16 protein-coding genes are annotated in these 23,550 nt (G+C 43.7%); 11 read left to right on the forward strand and 5 right to left on the reverse strand.

Annotated elements, in window-relative coordinates:
- Nucleotides 1-150: 150 nt before the first annotated feature.
- Entirely contained in the window at nucleotides 151-1,215 is a 1,065-nt protein-coding gene (locus HJG39_RS15790; RefSeq protein ID WP_268410507.1) for an isocitrate/isopropylmalate dehydrogenase family protein, read from the reverse strand.
- A gap of 672 nt (nucleotides 1,216-1,887) precedes the next feature.
- Between HJG39_RS15790 and HJG39_RS15795 the strand changes: the two genes are divergently transcribed.
- Both HJG39_RS15795 and HJG39_RS15800 read left to right on the forward strand, forming a co-directional pair.
- A complete protein-coding gene (locus HJG39_RS15795; protein WP_268410510.1) occupies nucleotides 1,888-2,985 on the forward strand; it encodes an aminotransferase class IV in 1,098 nt (365 codons plus the stop codon).
- The gene (locus HJG39_RS15800) at nucleotides 2,918-5,182 is read left to right on the forward strand and encodes a M3 family metallopeptidase (protein WP_268410512.1); all 2,265 of its coding nucleotides are present in this window, start codon (nucleotides 2,918-2,920) and stop codon (nucleotides 5,180-5,182) included. The genes HJG39_RS15795 and HJG39_RS15800 overlap by 68 nt, the downstream gene beginning before the upstream one ends.
- A gap of 49 nt (nucleotides 5,183-5,231) precedes the next feature.
- Here the strand turns inward: HJG39_RS15800 and HJG39_RS15805 are convergent, their stop codons facing one another.
- A complete protein-coding gene (locus HJG39_RS15805; RefSeq protein WP_268410514.1) occupies nucleotides 5,232-6,113 on the reverse strand; it encodes a LysR substrate-binding domain-containing protein in 882 nt (293 codons plus the stop codon).
- 305 nt (nucleotides 6,114-6,418) lie between these two features.
- On the opposite strand from HJG39_RS15805, the gene HJG39_RS15810 reads away from it, so the two are divergent.
- The 5 genes from HJG39_RS15810 to HJG39_RS15830 all read left to right on the forward strand — a co-directional run bounded on the left by HJG39_RS15810 (nucleotide 6,419) and on the right by HJG39_RS15830 (nucleotide 17,216).
- Nucleotides 6,419-7,693, forward strand: a complete 1,275-nt coding sequence (locus HJG39_RS15810; RefSeq protein WP_268410516.1) for an efflux RND transporter periplasmic adaptor subunit — start codon at nucleotides 6,419-6,421, stop codon at nucleotides 7,691-7,693.
- Nucleotides 7,694-7,695: 2 nt separating this feature from the next.
- Nucleotides 7,696-8,412, forward strand: a complete 717-nt coding sequence (locus HJG39_RS15815) for an ABC transporter ATP-binding protein (RefSeq protein ID WP_268410518.1) — start codon at nucleotides 7,696-7,698, stop codon at nucleotides 8,410-8,412.
- Nucleotides 8,412-10,817, forward strand: coding sequence for an ABC transporter permease (locus HJG39_RS15820; RefSeq protein WP_268410520.1), 2,406 nt, complete (start codon nucleotides 8,412-8,414; stop codon nucleotides 10,815-10,817). Before HJG39_RS15815 ends, HJG39_RS15820 begins: the two co-directional genes overlap by 1 nt.
- A gap of 693 nt (nucleotides 10,818-11,510) precedes the next feature.
- A complete protein-coding gene (locus HJG39_RS15825; RefSeq protein WP_268410522.1) occupies nucleotides 11,511-12,593 on the forward strand; it encodes a ParB/RepB/Spo0J family partition protein in 1,083 nt (360 codons plus the stop codon).
- A gap of 333 nt (nucleotides 12,594-12,926) precedes the next feature.
- On the forward strand, nucleotides 12,927-17,216 hold the full coding sequence (locus HJG39_RS15830; RefSeq protein ID WP_268410524.1) for an NACHT domain-containing protein: 4,290 nt from the start codon (nucleotides 12,927-12,929) through the stop codon (nucleotides 17,214-17,216).
- A gap of 102 nt (nucleotides 17,217-17,318) precedes the next feature.
- Here the strand turns inward: HJG39_RS15830 and HJG39_RS15835 are convergent, their stop codons facing one another.
- On the reverse strand, nucleotides 17,319-17,615 hold the full coding sequence (locus tag HJG39_RS15835; protein WP_268410526.1) for a hypothetical protein: 297 nt from the start codon (nucleotides 17,613-17,615) through the stop codon (nucleotides 17,319-17,321).
- A 333-nt stretch (nucleotides 17,616-17,948) separates the two neighbouring features.
- Here HJG39_RS15835 and HJG39_RS15840 point away from each other — a divergent pair, with 333 nt between their 5' ends.
- The 4 genes from HJG39_RS15840 to HJG39_RS15855 all read left to right on the forward strand — a co-directional run bounded on the left by HJG39_RS15840 (nucleotide 17,949) and on the right by HJG39_RS15855 (nucleotide 21,949).
- Nucleotides 17,949-19,391 carry a ferritin-like domain-containing protein gene (locus tag HJG39_RS15840; protein WP_268410528.1) on the forward strand — a complete coding sequence of 481 codons (1,443 nt, stop codon included), beginning with the start codon at nucleotides 17,949-17,951 and terminating at the stop codon, nucleotides 19,389-19,391.
- A 35-nt stretch (nucleotides 19,392-19,426) separates the two neighbouring features.
- Nucleotides 19,427-20,065: a hypothetical protein gene (locus HJG39_RS15845; RefSeq protein WP_268410530.1), complete on the forward strand. Its 639-nt coding sequence runs from the start codon at nucleotides 19,427-19,429 to the stop codon at nucleotides 20,063-20,065.
- Between the two features lie 23 nt (nucleotides 20,066-20,088).
- Entirely contained in the window at nucleotides 20,089-21,084 is a 996-nt protein-coding gene (gene bufB, locus HJG39_RS15850; protein ID WP_268410532.1) for an MNIO family bufferin maturase, read from the forward strand.
- 91 nt (nucleotides 21,085-21,175) lie between these two features.
- Nucleotides 21,176-21,949, forward strand: a complete 774-nt coding sequence (locus HJG39_RS15855; protein ID WP_268410534.1) for an HvfC/BufC N-terminal domain-containing protein — start codon at nucleotides 21,176-21,178, stop codon at nucleotides 21,947-21,949.
- Between the two features lie 19 nt (nucleotides 21,950-21,968).
- Here HJG39_RS15855 and HJG39_RS15860 read toward each other — a convergent pair whose 3' ends face one another.
- Together HJG39_RS15860 and HJG39_RS15865 are read right to left on the reverse strand one after the other, a co-directional pair.
- Complete coding sequence (locus HJG39_RS15860; RefSeq protein WP_268410536.1) at nucleotides 21,969-22,391, reverse strand: MAPEG family protein; 423 nt, start codon at nucleotides 22,389-22,391, stop codon at nucleotides 21,969-21,971.
- A 259-nt stretch (nucleotides 22,392-22,650) separates the two neighbouring features.
- Nucleotides 22,651-23,532 carry a hypothetical protein gene (locus HJG39_RS15865; RefSeq protein WP_268410537.1) on the reverse strand — a complete coding sequence of 294 codons (882 nt, stop codon included), beginning with the start codon at nucleotides 23,530-23,532 and terminating at the stop codon, nucleotides 22,651-22,653.
- Nucleotides 23,533-23,550 lie beyond the last annotated feature (18 nt).

Consider the following 23,550-nt stretch of genomic DNA (forward strand, 5'->3'; position numbering starts at 1 on the left):
GCTGCGGAGCCTCCATGGATGGATTTACGGCGAGTCTGCGTTAATTCCCATAGGTGGGCTTTTTAAATTGCCGCCACGAAGGATTCACAGCGAGTTTGCGATAAATCTCTACCGGTGACTCTTAGCTTATTCGAACCGCCGCTTGTGACTCTAAGCAGGCAAACGTGCGAGTATCGCTTGGGTGACGCCTTCTGTATTTAGTGTGCCGCCTAAATCCGGTGTGGTTAAACCCTCCGTTAAACACCGCGACACCGCTTGCGTTAATTGCGCCGCTTGCCCATGGTGATTCAAATGCGCCAATAACATGCTCAGTGTCATAAAAGCCGCCATAGGGTTGGCTTGGTTTGTGCCAGCAATATCCGGTGCGGAGCCATGAACAGGCTCAAACAAACCGCTGGTTTGTGGGTTAACATTGGCGCTAGGTAACAAGCCTAATCCGCCAACAATACCGGCGCCAATATCACTTAAAATATCGCCAAACATATTGCTGGTGACAATCACATCAAACATCGAAGGCGCTGTTACCATGCGCATGGCGGCAACATCTACGTGCATATAATCGGTTTCTATTTGTGGGTAATTGCGAGCGACTTCATGGAATACCCGCGTCCATAATCTGCCGCCGTAAATAATCACGTTGTCCTTATCTACAAGCGTCACTTTTTGGCGTTGATGCGCTACCGCGTAATCGAAGGCGAAGCGAATAATGCGCTCAACGCCTTTGTAACTGTGAATGCGTTGGTCGATGGCCATTTCATCTTCATTGCCTTCCTTAAATGCACCGCCCACACCTCGATATAAATCCTCGGTGTTTTCACGAATGATCACGCAATCAATGTCTTGGTTTGTTTGCCCCGATGCGGGCTTTAACGGTGTTAAACCGGGGTGCAGCAATTTAACAGGGCGCACATTGGCGAATAAATCCAAGTCGAAGCGCAGTTTAAGCAGGATTTGCCTTGCATGGGCGCTGTCTGGAATGCGCGGGTCGCCTAATGCGCCGAAGTAAATGCCGTGGTAGTTGTCTTGTAAGTTTTTTATGTCGTCGTCACTTAAACCAAGCCCTTCGTCCAGCCAGCGCTGGGCGTTGTATGGGAAAACGTGGTAGTCGATGTTTAGGCCCGCAGAGGCGTTAAGATGATCTAAAATGGCAAGCCCTTGTTGTGTGACTTCAACGCCAATCCCGTCGCCGGGGATAACTGCTATTTTCTGTTTCACTTTTTTACCCTTTGTACTTCACTTGTTGGTTTTTTGTCTTTACAATCGAATTCGCTTGCCCGCAAAAATTGAACAAATGATGCGGGGCAAAATAGCAAATCAAAACACAGTCGTATCAAAGGGCGACAAAAGCGCTAATTAGCTTGTGTTTAACTGTTAGTCACCTGTAGAGATTTGTCGCAAACTCGCTGTGGATACTTCCCTGTAAGCTCCTCAGTCGCTTCCCTGCGGCTGAGGGTTTGCTCCTAACTCTCTACAGGTGATTGAGCGTTTAGAACCGGTATTTAGATGAAAAACTCTCGATAAAGCGGTTTTTTATCTCGTAAAGGGTATCCGTTAAAAGCGTTAAAACAGAATTCAATATTGTTATCGCCATTGCGCTAATCATTGCATTAACTATTGCGCCAAGTTTTGTGTTTGGCGTCGCACTAGGAAAAATGCAAGCAATGGCAAGCACCGATTTTAAAACGCGTTTCGGCTAGAAACGTTATCTTTTTTAAACGAATTTTTCCAGCGCATTTTAGCGTGAGGAAAGGAAAAAGCGACGCCACTTCTTATTGGAATTTGTCCATTAGGAAGACGGCCTCCCTTTACCCAAAATTCAGGGTTTGTTGCAACAGCAAACCTTCAGGCCAAATTGGTCAATCATCATAATAAGAAAGGAAAGCTGTTATGCAGTTATCTGAAAAAATTGAAGAGTCCGATCTTCAAGTGCTTCGTCACGCCCGTTTGCCAGAAAAGGTCGGATTTGGTGACATCATGCTGCCGATTATGACCCGTGCGCGTTTTCGCGATGGGCAATGGCAAACCCACGAGTTGTTGCCGTATCAGGCGTTAAGTATCTCGCCATCTTGCAAAGGGTTGCACTATGGTCAGGTGATCTTTGAAGGGCTAAAAGCCTATGCCAATTTACAAAGCGGCGGGGCCATTGTGTTTCGAATGAAAGATCACTGGGCGCGCATGAATCAATCGGCGCAGCATTTGTTGATGCCGAGTATTCCGCAAGCCTTGTTTGAGGAATCCATTAAGGCGCTGGTGAGCCGAGCAAGTACGTATATTCCGGCGAAAAAAGGCGATGCTTTGTACATTCGTCCTTTTATGTTTTCCAGCGCTAGCGGTTTAGGGCTGAGTAACAACACCGACTTCGATTTGTATTTTATTGCCAGCCCATCGGAAGCGTATTTTACCGAGCCGCTCGACGTGCTAATTGAGCGCGATCAGCACCGTGCTTTTAAAGGCGGTACGGGCATGATCAAAATGGCGGGCAACTATGGGCAAATTTTCGCGTCAGGCCAACGGGCGCAAGCCGCTGGTTGCGGATTGTCTTTGTGGTTAGATGCTGAGACCGGACGTTATGTGGACGAATTTTCCGCTATGAACTTTTTTGCGCTGGTGGATGGTGTGCTGAAAACGCCGCCACTTAAAGGCACCATTTTACCGGGGGTGACGCGTGCTTCGGTTATTGAATTGGCGCGCCAGCAAAGTGTCGACGGTAAATCGCTTGAAGTGCAGGAAGTCGACATTGAAATAGATGCGTTGCTAGCCAACATTGAATCCGGCCGCTGCACAGAGGTCTTCGCTTCGGGTACCGGGGCAACCATTACCCCAATTCAGCATTTAAAAGAGGCTGATGGCCGCAGTTATCGTTTGCCCACATGGGAACTAAGCAGCGCCATAAAAGCGCAATTACAGAGCATTCATCATGGGATTACAGCGCCTGAAACGGCAGGCTGGTGTACCGCCATATCCTTTATTGGTAGCTGGATTTAAGCGCGCTGGGTTGGGTTATGAACGCCAATGCATTGCCGCAGGAACACGACTGGCAGAACAAGGCCAGCAAAATAAAACAGGCATTTTACGGAGGATAGAGAAAATGCTGAGTAGATTAAAATTAAGCATTAACACATTTGTAGCTCCAATATTTTGGGTGATAGGTTTAGGTGGGCATGTTCCCGTTTTTGCGTTTGAGCAAAATCGCGTTTTTGAAAAGAACCACGTTGAAAACGCATCGGTACAGCAAGCCTTGCAAAAGCAACCTACGTTGTCGTCCAGTCGTATTTTAAGTGCGGATTATGCTGCGGTTTGTCAGCAAGGCATTGTTAGCATTAAAGAAAAACTGGCGGCGTTGGAAGACACGCCATCGGCGACCCGCACTCAAGTGCTTGAGCAGCTAAACGAACTGCTTATCGACATCGACCTAATATGGAATCACGCTATTTTATTTAGCTATAACCATCCCGATGAAGCTGTGCGTAAGGTGGCGGGTGAGTGTAATGCGGCAATGAATCAGGTGGATACCGACATCAGCCTTTCCAGTGCTATTTACACTAAATTGATGCAACTGGACGCCGACAGCGCAGCAAAGCAAAGCCTAAGCCAAGGTTGGCAACGTTTCTTGCAAAAACGCATCGAAAGTTATCAGCTAAGCGGCATTAATTTAGCGCCGGAAAAACAAGCCACGCTCAAGCAATTGCAGCAAGACATTAGCCGCCTAGGTAGCGCTTATTTGAAAAACATCCGTGAAGGTGTGCAGCAAATAGAACTGGATTCGCCACAAGATCTCGCTGGTTTGCCGGACGATTTTATTGCCGCTCACCCTAAAAATGCAGCAGGCAAAATTGTGATCACTACTCAATACACCGACTATCAGCCGTTTATGTTGTACGCCGAGAACGATGCACATAGGCAAAACCTAATGCGCGCGTTTCTAAATCGTGGTTATCCAGAAAACCACGCTATCATCAAAGAATTGGTGGCAAAGCGTCACCAAATGGCGCAACTTTTGGGTTTTAACACCTTTGCCGAATACATCACCAAAGACAAAATGGTGGGCAGTGCCAAAAAAGCGCAGGCGTTTATTGATTCCGTTCACCAAGTGGCTAAGCCCAAAGCCGATAAAGAGCTGGCGATGTTGCTCACTCAATTGCAAAAAATGCAGCCGCAGGCGAGTGCCGTAAACCGTTGGCAGTATCGTTATTTAGCGGAACAGATTAAACAAGAGCAGTATCAAATTGATGCCAAAGAGGTGCGTCAGTATTTTGCTTACACCAAGGTGAAAACCGGGATTTTCTCGCTGGTGGAACACCTTTTTGGTATTCAAATTAAGTCGATAAATCAACAGAAAAATACACCCGTTTGGCATTCCGATGTGGAGTCGTTTCAGGTGTGGCAAAACAACAAGCTCATTGCCCACTTCCATCTCGACAGTCACCCTAGAGAAAACAAATACAACCATGCGGCGAGCTTTCCTATTACCACCGGCGTAAAAGGCCGTTACTTACCGGAAGCGGCGTTGGTGATGAACTTCCCCAAAACCTATTTAGAGCACGACCAAGTCGTGCTGTTCCTGCATGAGTTTGGGCATTTGATACATCACCTTTTCAGCAGCGAACACGAAGTGGTTGCCTTGGCAGGATTAAACACCGAAGTCGATTTTTTTGAAGCGCCCTCGCAAATGCTAGAAGAGTGGGTTTGGGATTACGACACCTTAAAGCAGTTTGCTACAAATGATGCTGGCGAGGTGATCCCGAAGGCTTTGGTCGACAGAATGAACCGAGCAAGACATTTGCTTTCCGGCATTTTAACACAGCGCCAATTGGTGTATTCGGGGATGTCGTTGGGCATTCATAACCAAGCACCGAGCAACATTCAATGGGACGCATTGCAAGCGCAATACTTTGCCAAATACTCGCCGTTTCCAAATGTAGATGGTGGCAATATGCAAGCCAGCTTTGAGCATTTAGTCGGCTATTCAGCGGTGTATTACACCTATACGTGGTCGCGTGTAATCGCTGCCGATATGCTCACGCGCTTTGCCAAAGAAGGCATGACAAACCCGAAAACGGCTAATGAATATCGGCAAAAAGTGCTCGCGCCGGGTGGCAAAAAAACCGCTGGCAAATTAGTCGAAGATTTCCTTGGGCGACCCTACAGCTACGCGTCGTTTAAAGCGCAGCTTGGGCTGTAGTTTGAGTTTAGGTTTGAGTGTAAGCAAGCAAAAGCATTGAAAGTGCGATTTAGGCAAACAACTCCTGAATCCAGTTTTGTAATTTGAGTAGCGTTGGGTCGTGGCGGCGATTCTTATTCCAAGAGAAAAAGTACGCCGTGTGATGAGGCACAAAACCCGCATCACTTAAACACACCAACTCGCCAGACGCGAGCTCGTTTTGCACAAGGGATTTCTCGAGAAACGCAATGCCCTGACCATAAAGTGCGGCTTGCAGTAACAGCAGCGTGTGGCTGAAAAAAATCGGTTGTGGCGTGGTGTCGAGTTGCAGATGTTTATCTGCCATCCATAGCGCGCCAATGTTGATTTGGTCGATGTCGATAAGCGGCAAGGTTTGCAAAATTTGCTGCATCGACAAGCCTTTAGCTTGTTCAGCAAGGGCAGGGCTGCACATGGGGTGATAGCTTTCTTGTTGAATAAAGGTGCTTTGGTAGCCCACATGGTCAACTTGATTCGCTAGCACTGCATCTAGCTCTAATGCTTCGGGTTTGTCTTCGCAATTTAGCATGCGAATACGCAAGTCGATGTCGGGGTTAGCAAGTTGCCAGCTTTCAAGTGCAGGCATTAAACGTTTCATGGCGAAAGCGCTGGTCACACCAAGCTGCATTCGGTTGTTTTTGTATGAAGTAATTTCACAAGTGGCTTGGCGAATTTGATCTAACGATTGATGAACTTGCAAAGCAAAGGTTTGGGCTTTAGCCGTCAGAATTAACTGTTTACCGCTTTTTTCAAATAAGCGGCAACCTAGCCAATCTTCAAGGTTTTTTACTTGATGGCTAACGGCGCTGGGCGTAATGCACAACTCCTCAGCGGCTTTAGAAAAATTCAGGTGCTTGGCAGCAACCGAAAATAAGTGCAACGACTTTAACGGCGGAAGAGGTGAACGAGACATGACTTAGATGTGAATTAATTTCATAGATTGGTAAAGAATATCATTTGTGAGCAAAAAGGACAGGTGATAGCGTAACTTTCCTTTTTATGATTGCACGTTTTCTCTTACGTAAGCGGCTTTGGGTAGCGACTGCGGAATCTTCATGGACGGATTCACGGAAGGATTTACGACGACTCTGTTTTAACTATCGAACGGCGATAGCGCGCTTAATGTTGAACAAAGCAACGTTGAAATAAGCGCTGTTGAAACAGCAGCAAAGAGAAAACATCCCAATAATAGCAATGGCTTGAGGCATTGAATCCAACATGGATATTAAAGCAACAATACAAAGTGGAAACCGCCAGCAGCGCAACAAAAAGCAACTCATCATCGTTGCCGTAGTAATTGCGCTCCTTGTGATATGGCAAGGGCTGAGTTTTTCATCCACACAAGTCGAAGTCTCCCCCGACGACATGTGGATAGCCGAAGTCGAGCGTGGCGAATTAGTCGTAGAAATCCACGGCTTTGGCAAATTGCGTTCAAAGCACCAACGATTTTTAACCAGTCCGGCAGAAGCCACCGTAGAAGAAATCTTCTATCAACCCGGCTCCGCCGTCACCCAAGACGCCCTACTCATGCGCTTGGTGAACCCAGAAATGCAAAAAGAAGTCGCAAAAGAAAAACTGGAACTGGATAAATTCAAAGCAGACTTACAAGAAAAACGCATCGCTCAACAACGCGAATACTTAAGTCAAGAGTCCAAACTATTCGACTTAAACACCGAACTTGAAAAGCTGGAAATTCGCGAAATTGCCGAACGAGATTTAATCAAAACGGGCGCAATTTCCAACATCGATTACCAACAAACCAAACTCAGCATTCGCCAAATCAAAAACCAAATTGAAGTGGAAACTCGATTTTTAGGAAAACTTGGGCAAATGCACAAAGAATCACACCAAGCACAACAAGCCTTACTTGAACAAATGCAGGTGAACTATGCCGCCCAGCAGCGCAGTGCGGATCGCCTTAATGTGCGCGCCGGTATAGATGGCGTATTGCAGGAGCTTTCAGTCAAACTAGGGCAAAGCACCAGTGCTGGCGGGCAACTGGCAATGGTGGGCAGTGCGCAGTCGCTAATTGCAGAGTTACGCGTACCCCAGCGCGGCGCATCCGACATCAAATTAGGCGACCCTGCTAGCATCGACACTTTCGGCGGGCAAGCCAGCGGCGTGGTGAGCCGAATTGACCCAATCGTCAGCGACGGGCGCATTTTAATTGAAATCGAAATTACCTCAGCCTTGCCCGACAACGCGCGTCCAGAGCTTTCAATAGAAGGCAAAGTGAAAATTGCCACGTTAACCGATGTGATGTATTTGCCGCAGCCAGCCAACGTGAACGGCAACTCAACGGCGCAACTTTACAAACTCGACGAAGACGGCAGCAGCGCGTCGAAATCCCTTGTCAACTTTGGGCAAGTGGCAGGTCGACTCATCGAAATAAAAAGTGGTGCAACCCAAGGCGACCGCTTTGTGGTGTCCGATGTAAGCACCCTAAATGAACATTCAACCATCACCTTTAGCAAACCCTGGAAGGGGAGATAGTCATGACTCAAACACCAAAACAACCTGTTATTTCATTAAAAGACATTGTAAAGGTTTACCAAATTGATGGCGTTGAAACGCGCGCCCTGCAAGGCGTGAATCTTGATATTCATCACGGCGACTTTTTATCCATTTCTGGCCCGTCAGGGTGCGGAAAATCCACGTTGCTTTCTATTTTAGGCTTGTTAGATACACCCACAACAGGCCAATACTTAATTGAAGGCATTGACACTTCTACTTTGAATGTTGACCAGCAAGCAGACCTGCGAAATTTGCACATTGGCTTTGTATTTCAATCATTTAACCTAATTGATGAAATGTCGGTGTTCGATAACGTGGCCTTGCCCCTGACTTACCGCGTACCCACCATGGCCGCCGCTGAAATTCAAGAGCGTGTGACTAAATGCTTAGCGCAGGTACAAATGGAGCACCGAATAGCGCATCGTCCAAACCAGCTTTCTGGTGGGCAGCAACAACGTATTGCCATTGCTCGGGCGCTTGTGGGTGAGCCCAGCATTATTCTGGTTGATGAACCAACCGGAAACCTCGACAGTAAAAATGGTGATGCGGTGATGGCAATGTTGGCAGAACTCAATCGAAACGGAACCACCCTGTGCATGGTAACGCACGACCCACGCTACGCTGAATACGCGGTGCAAAAGTGTGAGTTGTTGGATGGTCAGTTACAAGACATGGTGCCTTTACAGGAGGCGATCTGATGCCTTGGTTCATGGAGTATAAATATGCGTTGGCGAGTTTAAAGCGCGCGCCTGAATTCCTACTTACCACCGTGCTCACTTTAGCATTAACGCTTGGAGCTGTGCTGATTACCGCGAGCATTGGCTCCACCTTTTTAGTGAATGCTTTACCGTATCCTGATGCCGACGAGTTAAAACTACTGCAACAAAACATCACCATTGATGGCAGTAGCGATATTCGCTTTCAATCGGTAAAAGGGCAGGTGCAATGGTACAAAGACCAAACCGTATTTGAGCAACATACCTTGGTGCATACCGGCTATGAAATTGGTACAAGCTTGCAGGGCGAGCCTCGGCTTAATGTGTCTTATGTGACCCCGGATTACTTCCCGATGTTAGGCGTGCCGCTGGTGTTAGGCCGTGGGTTTAATCAATCGGAAGATATAGACCGTGGTGCGAAAGCACTTCTCATCAGTGAGAAAACATGGCGGGAATACTTCAATGCTGACCCACAAGTGACACAAAAAAGCATTACCCTTGGCGCACAGCAATACCGCATTTTGGGCGTGATCAGCAGCCGGTTTTTAGAGCCGTATTTGTTTGGCGGCAAAGACAGTGCGCTCTGGTTGCCCTTCGATGCAGGGCCGCAAATGGGAGCAGATTGGGAGCGTACATTTGCCCAGCTAAAATCGGTTGGACGGCCTAAAGCGGGTGTAACCGACGAACAAATTGCCACCGAACTTGAAAGCATTATTGAATCGATTCGTGATCAATGGTCAGGCTCGGTGTTACAAGAAATCGACCCACACGTGAGTTTGTTCCGCGATGCCGAAATCGACAACAACGACAAACTCAGCTTATTGCTGGTATTCGGTGCATTAAGCTTGCTATTAATTGCCGTGGTTAACCTCACCAACTTGTTCTTCTCGCGTGCGCTAGCGAACCGTAAAAAATTAGTGATTAAAGCCATTGTTGGCGCGAAGCAGCGCAATTTGTTCCTTGCTTTATTCAGTGAAATTAGTGTGATTTGCTTTAGCGGTTGGGGCTTGAGTGTGCTTATCGCCTATTTTGGTGTTGAGGGTTTTATTGCTATGGCGAAAGGCTATATTCCGTTAGTGGAAGCTATTCATCTTGAGTTCTTCGTGTTGCTCGTGACCTTTGTGCTGGCTCTCGTTTTAGCGCTGTTTTTCGCTTATATCACCCTAAAGCGCATCGACTACCGAAACTTAAAAAACTACATTCAAGGCAGCGGCAAAGGCACATCGAATCAGGTGTCGGGGCGCACCATTAAAGTGTTAGTTGGCGCACAAGTTTTCTTGGCAACCGGCTTGTTGTTGGTGTCGTCAATGGTGCTGAGCAAAGCCTTGCAACATAAGGTGCGCGACATAGGCTCGGACATCAGCGATGTGTATAACGTCCACGTAACTTCCACCAACAAAAGCCTGAACACCGAGGAAATTATCGGCATTCAGAATGCCATTAAAGACATGATTCGGCGCATGCCGGGCGTTGCTGATGTGGCAAGTGGTGGTGGCCCAATTGGCACACGTTTTTATGCGTATTCTCTAGCGGATATGGATAAAAACAGCTATGGCTATTTGCGCTCAACATGGATTGGAGAGCACTATCTTGATTTGCTCAACATCAACCTGATTAAAGGCCGCTATTTCAGTGATGCTGCCTATCGAGGCGAAGCTAAAGAGATACTGGTTACGCAAAGTGCGTCGCTGGAAATCGACCCAAATGGCGATGTAATTGGCAAATCTTACATTGGTTTGAACGATGAGGTTTACGAGATTATCGGCATTACCAACGATGTGTTCGACGCCAAAATCAAGTATTACAACTACGCCAAAGGATCGCGCATATGGTGGCCGCAGGTTCCAGAAGACATTGTGCTAAAAGTAAAAATGCAAAACGGCCAAGTGCTAAACCGCTTGGCTTTGCTCGACGCTATTAAACAAGTAAACGAAAGCCTAATTTTGTGGGAATACAATGACTTAGAACAGTTGCATGTAGAATCGGTTTATCAGCAAACTATTTTAGTTTATTTGAGTAGTGGCATTGCCTTAATCACCTTGTTGTTGGCCAGCATTGGGATTTTTGGTGTGTTGAATTACAACTCCAATTTGCGTCGTTTTGAATTTGGCATTCGCATGGCGTTGGGTGCAAAACAGCGTCAGTTATACGCATTAGTGAATAAAGAATCTTTGTTACCGGTTCTAATAGGCTTAATTTCCAGTAGCGCATTAGTGTTAGTGTTGATACAAATTTTTGCGGTCACATTAGAGCAATGGGTGAGTATTAGCCTTGTTCAGGCAGTGTTGGTGATTGTATTTTCTGCTTTGATTTCCATGGCGGCGTGCGTGTTGCCAATGCGAAACATATTGAAAAACAAACCGATACAATCACTTAGGGAAACATAGTAGTGTATCTTTCCTGCCTTGATCGGTGACATATGAAAAGGCGCTTGGCTTATGCTATTGGTCTTTTCAGCGCATTTAATACGGGCGTGAGGTGATCTTATATTGCTTGGTGTCTTCTTTTGTTTGAGAATGTATTTGCTTTTGTCGTGCAGAGATAAAGAGAAGGGTATTTTTACTAACCTGTGTAAATTTGTAATCGAAATGGCCAAGGTGCGTTTAGGTTCTGCGGATTTCAAGTGCAGAAAATTAGACGCTTAGAAGTGAATAATGCCTGTTCTTTAGGGGGATATAAATGTCTTTTTTTGAGGTTTGCTTAAAGCTGTCTTTTTGTCAAGTCTTTGCCTCAGCAATATTGAACGCGCAGGCTCTTATAGGTAAAATTAAGCGAACATATTTTTGACGCTTTATCATAAAAACATCCTCAGAATTCTTTTTATTAAAAGCGCTCTGAAGATGAAAAATTAGTGGTTTTATTTATAGATAATTCATCTTTTTTTGATTGTCTAAAAGTTAAAAAAACTAATAACGAGTGCTAAATATTCTTTTGGTACACCAATTTTGGGTGGCTAAAATGTAAATTGTTATAAGTACATAAATGGTTATCTAATACACTGTTAAATAACCAAAAATGCCTTGTAATTAAGTTTTTAGCTGAGGAAAACTGAACTCTTTAATACGTAGGGTGCATTTAAATTGTACAGTAATATAGAACAACTTCTGTTATCAAAATTAAACAATAACGTAGATGATAAGGTTTTCAGATATGAAGAATTTGAGTATAAGGTTTTATTCTTAAATAAGATCTTTCCAGATGATTCAAATCCTCGTTATATGCCAGCAATTGTTATTGAAGATCATCATGTCAGTGACTTTTTAAATAAGCTAATTAGTAAAAAGGAATTGATCGAACTTTATAAAGCACAAGACAGGGTGCTTGTTGGTAAAGGACTTTTTATTAACTGCCTGAAATATGGAAGTAAAGCATGGAACAATGTTAATAAAACCATTGAGTCGATTATCGATCTTTCCAAAAACATTGAACTGTCGGAAGTGATTCAAGCGCCAACTGTATTCCAACGAGAAGACGGGAATTACCAAATATTAACTGGGCATCGTCGTTTCTTAGCTATGTTGTATATGTTTGGGACTTCTGGTACGGCACAATTTAAAGTTTATAAAAATCCCCCACTGCTGAAAAAGACCAAACAATTTCAAGAAAACTCTAGCCGGGAAGATTTACCTCAATATGGGAAATTAGTGGCATTCACCGAAGCAAAAAGAGAAATTGAAGCGCTTTCTAAAGCGAAAACCGTTTTAGGAAAGGGCAAAATGAGCGTTGCCGAATCCGCTAATTTGCTGGGTATTTCCATGGGCGCTTACGATAATTACAATGTGCTGACACGTTACCCTTGCGTCATTGACCTTTATCGTGACGGTTTAGCGCTATCGTTTGTAAAAACAAAAAGCACAGTGCTAAAAATTGAGAACGAATACAAAAAAGCCCACGAAAAAACCAAGCTAAATATTGAAGACAAACGCAAAATCGACCAACTTATCAAAGATGAGTTAAGCGGCAATAACAAAACCACAGAGAAAAAAGCAGCGAGTTATAAACTTGGCGAAATTAACAATGCCAATACAATGAAAACCATTTTAGAAAAGAATGTGTTCGAATTAGATACCAATATTAATTGGAATGAATTGGATTGGGACGATGCCAAAGCCGTGAATCAAGCCCTTGGTCAGTTAGTGGATTATTTGCAAACGAAGCATTAGGTAGGTTGCGCGCACATAACGGTATACCTACTCCAAACTATTAGCCACTTGTAGAGATTTATCGCAAACTCGCTGTGAATACTTCCATGTGCGCTCCGCAGCCGCTTCCCTGCGGCTGAGGGTTTGCTCCTTATTCTCTACCGGTACTGATAGTTTGGGATAGGGAATAATATTAAATGCATTTGCTGAAATGAATAGAACTTGGTTTCCGAATTAGCATTGCAGCGAGCAAAATATAGACTACTAAAGTTCCCGTAACATCTGCTTGCTATACACTTCTTATTTGGTCTGTTAATTTCTCATTTATAAGATTCCATTTGTGTAAATCCGTCAATGATAGAAAGAAAATTCCAAAGCATTAACCTAGAAGATAGCTACGAAGATAATCAAAAATTACAATGGCTATTTGGAATATCGTATGGAGGTATCACATGGGGTGAACTACTACAGTCGAGTAGAGTGTTGATTGTTTCTGAAGCAGGCGCAGGAAAAACATATGAATGTCAAAAACAGAGGGAAAAACTATGGGATGCAGGGCAGACTTCATTTTTTATAGAACTTGCTGATTTATGCCGCACAAAGGTAGAAGATTTATTAGATAATGAAGAAGAAGAGCGTTTAAAGCAGTGGTTAGCTTCTCCTGATGAAGTAGCCACTTTTTTTTTGGACTCATTCGATGAATTAAAGTTAACTCGTGGTTCCTTTGATAAGGCACTAAAAGCATTAAAGAAGTCAATTAAAGATGCGCTTCATCGAGTTAGGTTAGTCATTACAAGCCGACCTATTCCTTTCGATCTCGAAACGGTGGAAAAGCTATTTCCAATAAAGTCGATTCCTTCTCTGCCTAATTTAAGCGCTGAAGATTCTTTTGTAGCAGCGGCTTTAGGATCATCTGAGGAAAAGGAAGTAAAAAGTGATAAAGAAAGCAACCAAAAAATTAAAGTCGTTGCTTTGAAACCTTTCTCAGATAGTGAAATTGTCGATTTTGCTAAATTAAAAGGGGTTAAAGATACAGAAGATTTGTTGTCTGATTTAAACAAAAAACACGCTTTAGAATTTGCAAGGAGACCGCAAGACCTCTTGGAAATATGCTCTACATGGACAGACTATGGTTCAATCCGGAATCATTGTGATCAAGTACGCCACAACATTGAAACTAAATTAAGCGCTAGAGAAGATCGACAAGAATGGGCGGAGCTATCTTTAGAAAAGTCTATCGAAGGGGCGCAAAGACTTGCTTTAGCAACGGTGCTGACTCGCAGAATTACAATCAGACATGGACCGGAATCAGATAAAGATAGTGGTGTTACAGCGCTCGACCCATCGAAGGTTTTACAAGATTGGAATACTTCGCAGATTAAAACGTTATTAGAGAGGCCATTATTTGGTTTCGCCTCGTACGGGAGAGTTAGGTTTCACCATCGCTCGGTGACGGAGTATTTAGCCGCGTGTTGCTTAAACCAATTACGCAAACAAAGTATGACTCATCGAACGCTAATAGAGATTCTGGCGTCATACAGTAAGGATAGGTATTTTGTTCGAGCGTCAAGGCGGGCAATAGGTGGCTGGTTGGCAGTTTGGGACGATGATGTTTATGAGTTCCTATTAAAGCATGAGCCAGAAACACTGCTTAATGAAGGCGACCCACAATCACTAACTCAACAGCAAAGAAACAGAGCATTAGAAACTTATATCAATAAGCATGGTAGGGGAGGTGATCGAGGGCGAGACTTTCCTTATATTCAGGTGCATCGGTTTGCGAGTCCAGAATTGGCTTCTGTTATTAATCCTCTTTGGGAAGAGGGGATAGCAAGTTTCGAAATACGGAAATTAATCTTGGAATTAATTGCTTTTGGAAAAATAAGTAAATGCGTGAATATTGCTTATGAATCGGCTTGCTCTAAAGATGCGGGGGAGTGGGAGCGACTTGTTGCAATTGAAGCTCTCGTTTCAAACGAAGATTCGCGTTTAGCGAGCATTGCTCATCAAGTATGCACTGCGGCTGATGGGTGGCCGGATGCAGTTGCTCGTAGAGTGGTTGCTCAACTGTTTCCTCGACATTTAACCGTTAATCAGCTCGGTATAGCGCTAGGTTGGTTGGCTGATAGCAAAAGCAGTAGAGTCGATGATTTGGTTTGGCAGTTACCAAAAATAATTGACGAAGAAAGCTTTAGTTATGAAGAGTTGGAGGCGTTACGAGACAGGCTTGTTGATTTGATTTCAGAAGGATTAACATGTGTAGACTCTTACTCTCATTTGCTTTCCAGCCGAGCTTATTTAAGTTCTGTTCTTGCCCAAGTTTGTGTAAAAGGTTTGGCCCTTTCACGAGATGATAAATGGCTATATGCCAGCGTGCTAGCGCAAAGAACTTGTAAGGATACGTATCGTCAGGATGACAGCCACACAGTGCTTCAAAGCGTTCTAGAAGGCTTTGAAGCCAAGGATGTTGAACGATATTTTTGGGCGACAGATTGTTTACTTGAATCTTTAGCCAAAAGTAATTCTGCTTGGGATCGGTGTTATTCGCTTTACCACTATAAATTTCCAACACCTTTAGAGTTTGGCAGGGATATTAACTGGATTCGTTCCGCGTTGAGTAATTCAGCGCTCCCCCAAGATAAAAGGGTACTTTTGATTGAAGTGATTTACCGAATTCATGAAACGCATACCACGCTTCAATATTTAGAAAAAATTAAACCCCTTGTCAGTGACGATGAATTCCTTGTTAACGTGATAACGAAGATCATTTCCAACAGTTCCGTTAATGAAAATCAATCCAAATGGAAGCGTAGGCAAGAGCAACAAAAGCAAGAACAACATAAGAAAGAGATGCACAAGGAGGCTCATTGGAGACTGTTTTTTCAGCAAGTTGTAGAGCAGCCTGAAAAAATGTTTTCAGAAGATTGTAAGCTAAACACAATATGGGGTATCTGGTCAGTAATGGATGGCGGTTATAGTAAAGGATACGGTTGGAATAGATGCTTTCTTGATAAGCATTTTAGTCCTGAACTTGTAGAGAAAGTTCGTCTAAATATGTTGCAATATTGGCGAACAGAGAGGCCAACTCTACCCAGTGAAAGAGCAAAGGAAGAAAGAAATTCATATTGTAAAAAGTGGTTACTGGGATTGGCTGGAGTATATGCAGAAGCAGAGTCTCATAACTGGGCTAAGAACTTGACGCCAGAAGAAGTCAAGTTAGCTGCAAGATATTCGATACGGGAGTTAAATGGCTTGCCTAATTGGCTAGAAGCACTTGTAGAATCTTGGCCCAGAGAGGTTGATAGTATTTTAGGTGAGGAACTTACGTGGGAACTGTCGTTAAAAGATAGCGGGATTCAAAATACTCATCTACTTCATTCCGTTAGTAGAGTTTCAAAACGTGGCACTTTTATCTTTATTCCTAGACTACTCGAATGGTTGAAGAATTGTACGCCTGTTTATGAAGAAAGTGAGGATTTTACAGCCTATATACATCGACTGAGGACGGCAACGATAACCATTCTAAAAAGCGAGAATGCAGCAAACGATAATGCTTTACTGAATATGGCGGAAGATAAGTTGAAACGAAAGGTTTCACCACCTGAAGCCTTAATTTGGCTAACGGCTCTTTTGAGAATCGCTCCAGATAAGGGAGTGGACGCTTTGGAGCAAAACCTAGAGGCTCTAGCAAATGAACAAAATAATATAGCTGTTGGCTGGTTTGCTGCGTTATTTGATCGACACAACGATAATATTGGCTTGAAGAAAGGGGCTTTTTCACCGCAGACGTTACTAAAGTTGACAAAGCTTGCATATACGTACGTAAAGGAAGAGGATGATGTGACGCATGAAGGTCGTTATACCCCTGGCGCAAGAGATGATGCACAGAGTGCGCGAGATTATATCTTAGGTGCTGTTCTTGATTTAAAGGGAGAATCCGGATTTAACGCAAAATTAGCATTAAGTAGAGAATCATTTTGTGCCTCTTTTAAAGATAGAATCATCACCAGAGCTGAAGATAACTGGGCCAATGAGCTTGATTCAAATGAATACTCAGAGAAAGCAGTTAATAACCTGATATCCAACCAAGAACTTCCTGTGACGTCCAATTCGGCAATGTTTTCTCTATTATGTAGCCGGTTAGAATTCTTAGATGATTTACTTCTCGGTTCCTTTTCGCCTCAAGATTCTTGGTCAAAAATATCATCAGAAAAACTTATGCGGAGGGAAATAGCAAGAGTCTTACATGATGCTGAAAATGGTCTTTATAAAACTTCACAAGAAGAAGTCACGGGAGATGAAAAGGAAACAGACATTCGTTTGAAGTCTACCCATTCCGAGCATGAAGGCATTATTGAACTTAAGCTAGGAGAAAACTGGTCTGGAAAACAATTGAAAGACACCATTAAACAGCAACTTGTTTGCAAATACTTGAGGCCGAGAAGTGCTCGCACAGGAGTTTTGCTTGTAACCGTTTCAGATGCTAATAAACGGTGGAAACATCCAGAAAATAACAAACTATCACTAGATATGGATGGACTAAAACAAATGTTGGAATCCGAAGCAAAAGAAGTTGAGAAAAGCATGGATCAGGAAGTCTACATTATTGTTCATGTTTTGGATCTTAAGGCTTCCTCACACTGAAGTTATTTAAGTAAGTCGTGAGACTATTCAAATTAGTCAGGCACTTTGCGGTGACAAAAAGACCAGCCAATTAAACAGGCTGGTCATGTCATTCAGGAAAACTTATACAGGCCCAATGGCGATAAAGGAAAAAGTGCGATCGCTTATATCCTCTTCTTTGCCGCCTGTAATGGCGGTGGCTGAATCCGTGCTCAAAATTGGAAACACCACGCCATCGCTGGGCCATTCTCCGGTCGAACCATACAATACTTGGCTACCAGTAATAGCGGGAAGTGCAGTAAAAGGTGTTGAAAATGTGATGACATATTCACCATCGTTGTCTCGCTTTACCGAAAAGCCGCTGCCGCTCATTACTCTCCCATATTTGTCGATGACACCCCAAATAGTTTGTATACTCATAATGATAATTTCCCATTGGAATTGGAAATAAGTGTTGGCTTCAGAAGGCTTTACTGAAAAGCATGAACACCAAGACTATTTCTGTTAATAAAGGTTAAATATTTCAGAATGTCGCATTATGGTTGTCCTTCTTTATTGCGTACACTCGTGCATCAAAACGTTAATTTTTCCACTTTATTCCCTTCTTGAATACGTTTTCCTATTCATTTCTCAGATGAAATAACGTGAAATATAACTAAGGTAAGCCAAGTAATATACTCGTTTCTACTGGTTTACAGGCCAGGTAACAAGATACTCATCAACCCCTATTAACTCACGTAAGGAAATGGATTTATGTTATCTACCTTCCTCGCTTCAAAGCCAAACGAAGTCACACCGAGCAACATTGGAGAAGCGCTTCAGCAGGCTATTGAGATTGAAATTGCCACTATTCCGGTTTATTTGAGTACCTATTATTCAATCAACCGAACGCCAGACCAAAGTGCAATTGAGGCAAAGCTCAAAGCTGCATTGCTGGCGAAAAATACTGGCACAGCTCAGGCATACACCGAACAACAAGCAGAAGAAAAGGCCAAGGACCTCTCGGCTCAAATTATGGTGTTTGCGAATAAAGCAGGTGCTTCAATATTAAGTGTTGTGATTGAAGAAATGCTGCATATGTCGTTATCTTCTAATGTAAAACAAGCATTAGTTGGTAAACCTGAGTTAGTGAACAAAGGCCCAAATGTGTGGCCTGCTTACCTAGCTGGTCATGAACCTCAATTCCCCATTAATCGCGCTAAACTGAGTCAAGACCAGCTTTATACGTTCCTGCAAATCGAAAGCCCTGCCAAGCTTGAAGGTCAATACAAAAATGCTAACGCTCTGCCATACACCACGATTGGCGATTTTTACGACATGATTCAAGGTTGTATTGAAAAACACTTTTCAGACGCAAGTTGTTACGACACATCACGCCCGCAGCTTGTGCCGAAAATGGGCTATTACGCACAAAACGATATCGACACCTTGTATTACGACAAAGCGCACAACCCTAAATTTGAAAACGCAGAAGACAGCGGTGACTTAGTGCATGTGGTTGATCAACAATCGGCATTAGCCGCGTTGCAGGAAATTGTTGAACAAGGTGAAGGGCACGAAGGTGGACACAAATTCAAAGTTGTAGATGGGGTAGACTGTGTTGACTGCTCACCCTTCACCGAAGGTAGCTTTGATGATAAAGATCGCTCAGAACTTGCCCATTTCGATAAATTCAATGAGCTTTGGTGCGAAATGCAAAAAATGGAGGAGGAGTATAAAACGTTATTTGGTGATAGCGTTGACCCGAAATCCTTTTACGTTTTTGACTTTGAAGACAATGTAATGACGGCCGATTATCCCGACATTATCCAAAAAGTTTCCACCTTGACCAACGCGGTTTACAGCTATTTATATGTGATGACACAAGCGTGTTATTACGCTGAAAAGAACACGCAATACGAAATTTTCATGTTTGGCATTCATAAATCCATGATGTGGATTTTAGGCAGCCTTTGCGGCATTTTGCCGAGCATGAAATACATTGACAGCAAGGGCTTTGAGCGAAGCGCTGCACCTACGTTCGAAAATTACGCGTTTAATACCGCAAGCTCGCCGAAGGCACAAATTATTGCGTTATTTAATGAAGCCGCTGCGGTTTATCCGGGTGTGGCATATTTAAAAGATCGCATTCACGATTTACCCAATGTGCCGCTTGAACCTTACTTAGCCAAACCTGCCCAGCCAATCTTGGCCTAATCATCGCAACCGAAAAGATATAGAGGAATTTAACGATGTCCAAAGACCAAAATTCAAATGGATGCAGTACACCGTCTAGTCATGGTTGCGGCACACCATCAACACCCGTTAATCCCCAAACCGATGTGTTGGTTCCAAAAGAATTGCACGCCTGTATGGGCTTAAACGCTTGTAAAGGTCACGACCGATTTGGCACAAACGACTGCGCGGGAATGGGTTATTGTGCTACGCAAAAGCATGTTTGCCATACGCTTAACAATTGCCGTGGTCAAGGTGGTTGTGGTTTGTATGGCGATGCCGCTGAGCAATGCAAGCCGGGCGAAAATGAATGCGCATTTCAAGGCAGTTGCGCGACGCCCATTCAGGCAGAGCGAATTAGCACGATGGGTGCAAATACCGGTAAAAGCGTGTGGCTGCTAGCGCGAGATTTATTTGAAACGCGTATGGAAAACGCTAAGCGTAACGTTGGCCCGTCGCCGATGGAAAATGGGCCGCCGGAGCAATGGTTGAAGTCGTTGGATGGCGGCTACGATTCTTGCGGTAATTCAGGTGACAAATACTGCACCTTCGGTTTTAACAATCCTGCTGAAACGGCTAATGAAATGATTGAGCGTAGTCGCGAATCGTTAAAAGAAACCGTTGAAAAGTGCGCTTGCACCAAAGATGACAAATAATCCATTTTGGAAAAGGAGTGCTCATGAGCGGAATTCCCTCTTCGTATGCAAATGAGCCTAATCCTTTAAACGAAACGCCTGTTCGAAATGAGCAGGCGATTTTATCACGTTTAGGATTGGGGTTACGCAGTCAACACTTCACTCATATCATTGAGCAAAAGCCCAAGGTTGCTTGGTTTGAAATCATTTCGGAAAACTTCATGGATTCTGGTGGGCGCCCGAGGCAAATGCTGAATAAAATTGCTGAAGACTACCCAATAGTAATGCATGGCGTATCGCTTTCTATTGGCAGTGTTGATGCGTTAGACATGAATTATTTGGCCTCGCTTAAAGCGCTTGCCGACGATATTCAACCGTTATGGGTTAGCGATCATTTGTGCTGGACGGGCGTATTGAATTTAAATTCCCATGATTTATTGCCACTGCCATTAACGCAAGAATCGTTGGACCATGTTTGTGAGCGTATTTTGCGTGTTCAAGATTACTTAAAGCGTCCGCTGGTGTTGGAAAACCCAAGTACGTATTTGCAATTTAAACAGTCGAGTATGCCAGAGTGGGCGTTTTTATCTGAACTTGTCGCACGAACAAGTTGTGAACTTTTGCTGGACGTAAACAATGTGTATGTATCGTCGTTTAACCATCAATTTAACCCGCGTACCTATATTGAAAACTTGCCTCATCACGCTATTCGTCAGATGCATATTGCCGGGCATCAACATTGTGGCGATTACATTATCGACACCCACGATCAACCTGTATCAAACGAGGTTTGGCCGCTATTCGAGCTGGCTTGGCAGCTAACCGGTGGTGTAGATACTTGCTTGGAATGGGATGGCAATATTCCCGACTTCAACGGCTACCTCGCTGAGCTTCATAAAGCCAAAGCCTTGTTGATGGGGGAGTATGCAACAGCGCAAGCATCGTCAGAAAAAGCGGTGCAAAATAAGCGTGTAAAGGCGGAGTCTATTGCAACACCTATTGACTTTTTAGTGCCGAATGCGACCAAAGAACTGGCCTAAGCACTTGGCTGAACGCATTACCTTTTGAGTTATTGATATTCGTTATCGATAGCTGTTGTTGAAACTGTTATTGAAAATATAAGAGTGTTTTATGGAGCCAAAACTCAGCCAAACGCAGCAAGACTTTATGCAAGCCCTACTGAATTCTCGCCCAGATAATGCGTTTTTATCGCAGATTGCTGAATCACAGAAGCTAAGTGCCCAAGCGCATTTGGCGATTTATCAACGCAGCTATATTGCTCGCTTGCAACAGTGCATGGCGGCGCAATTTAGTGCATTAAAATCGGCCCTTGGCGATTCACTGTTTTTTATGTTCACAGCCGATTATTTGAGCCGATATCCGTCGCAAAGCTATACCTTAAACAATTTAGGGGAGCGTTTTGCCGATTATTTACAAGAAACGCGACCTGCGCTGGATGACTCTTCGCAAGAAGACTGGCCTGCTTTTATTATTGAATTAGCGCGGTTTGAATATACGCTAAATATTATCTTCGACCAGCCGCAGCCAGATTGGGTAAAAAATGCGGATTTAACAACACAAGATGAAAATCTGTTGTTAAATCCAGTGAGCCGGATTTGCTCTCATGTTTATCCTGTTTGCGATTATTTTCGTGCGTTAAAACGAGATGAATCGGTAGAAATCCCTTTGCCGAAACCGGAAAAGTGTATGGTTATACGTCAGAACTTTCGGTTAGGTATGGTGCAACTCGACTCTGAGGAAGCGCTTTTGGCAGCGCAGCATTTAAACGATGGAGGAAGTTGGTCTTCGCTGTTATCTTGCTGCTCACCTCATCATTTACCTGCATTGCTTACCTTAAAAAAGCGTTGGCTGAAAACAGGCGTGCTGATCTCAACCAACGATTAGTTATTTACATAACAAAGCCTTAAAAAGCATGCATAACAGCGTTTACCGTTAGAATGAACAAGGCGATATTGGATAGGAAAAAGGCGGTAAAACGAAAAATAATCTTATTGCCAAGTGCTTGAATCAAGCTATGAATAATGCGCAGCGCGACATAAGCCCAAGCGGTATAAACCACAACCGTCGACTGTGTTCCCATCAATGCTAAGCTCATCATTACTGCATAAAATAAGGTGGGTTGCTCCATTAAGTGGTTGTAATTATCTGCCTTCCATCTTACATGGGCGGGAAGTTGAGACATCTGGTGGCCCTGCGGAGCATTCGAATCGGGTTTAATTTTGGCCGCTTTCATTGCAGGAAGGCGAGTGGCGTACATCCATAACCACATTATCATCGACCATAAAACCAAAATGACAACAGGTTGTATTAAGTGTGTGCTCTGCATCGTTAATTTCTCGCGTGTTGAGTTCAGGTAAATGCGAATAAGCCAACTATATTAATACCGTTAGCAGCGTAAAAAATAGCCCATAGTAGGGCTTTTTGTTTACATTGCCGTCTTTTCTGCTTCTTCCGCATTGTGAAGAATGGGCTAAATAATTGTGTTTGACTGATAATTAAACGGCGCTATTTAGCGCCGTTTGATTTTTTATAAGCGCTTAAGTTGATAAGTCTTGAGCTTATAAGTTTGAGCTAATGCAGCTGAATTACTTTAGGCTAACGTCAAACTGATGTGTGCCGTTTTGGGCTAAGTGGAAGCTGCCTAAATTACCATTTTTTTGGTGTTTGTCGGCGCTTAAACTTTCAGAAGCAAGGTGCCAATTGTTGTGGTCGTTTGAGCTTCTATGGCCTTGTCCCAAACAAACATTAAAGCGATCGCCGTTAATTTCTAACACGCCTTTAATGGCAAAATTTAACTCGGAAGGTTTATTGCTGCCGCCATCGGTGTGGATCATATTGTTGCCGTCGGAATTAACCGTGTCGTTGAAAAAATCGGCGTTGCTGCTGTCGCCTTTTCTACCCGCATCAATATCAACAATGAGAGTGGACCCGTGGTCTTTTTGCATAACGTTAACTTCTTTCCACGGCTGGCCTTTGGTAATGGAGTAAGCGCTTGTATCATCATTGTTAAAGAGAAACTTGATGTCGTTAATATCGTTATTTGTATCAATGCCTTTGAAGATAAATTTGTTGTGATGCGCAACGGTTCTTGGTGCTTTTAGCTTGCCTTTGCCATCAATGATGGCTGTGAAATCTAACCCTTCTGATATGCCCTTGAATTCTCCTACTGCTACGCCATCCTGCTTAATGGTGAATTTTAAAACACCATCCTCTTCACCATCTTCTTCAAGGTTAAAGTGGCATTCGCCTTCGAGATCTTTTACGGGTTTTGAAAAGGCGCCACCGAGTTCAGAGATACTCACACCAAAGTCGTCGCCCCAACCGTGGGCTGAAAATTCAATGATGCTGACTTGAAATTCCTCAATAACATAGAATTTGCATCCTGCATGATAAAAGATAAATCCTTCTTGATTCATGATGCCGGTTGCTTCGTAAATGCCTTCAAAATCTGATTCGATATTACTCATAGTTGATACTTCCTTTTG

It is taken from the genome of Alteromonas sp. a30, assembly GCF_026788005.1.
Classification (GTDB): domain Bacteria; phylum Pseudomonadota; class Gammaproteobacteria; order Enterobacterales; family Alteromonadaceae; genus Paraneptunicella.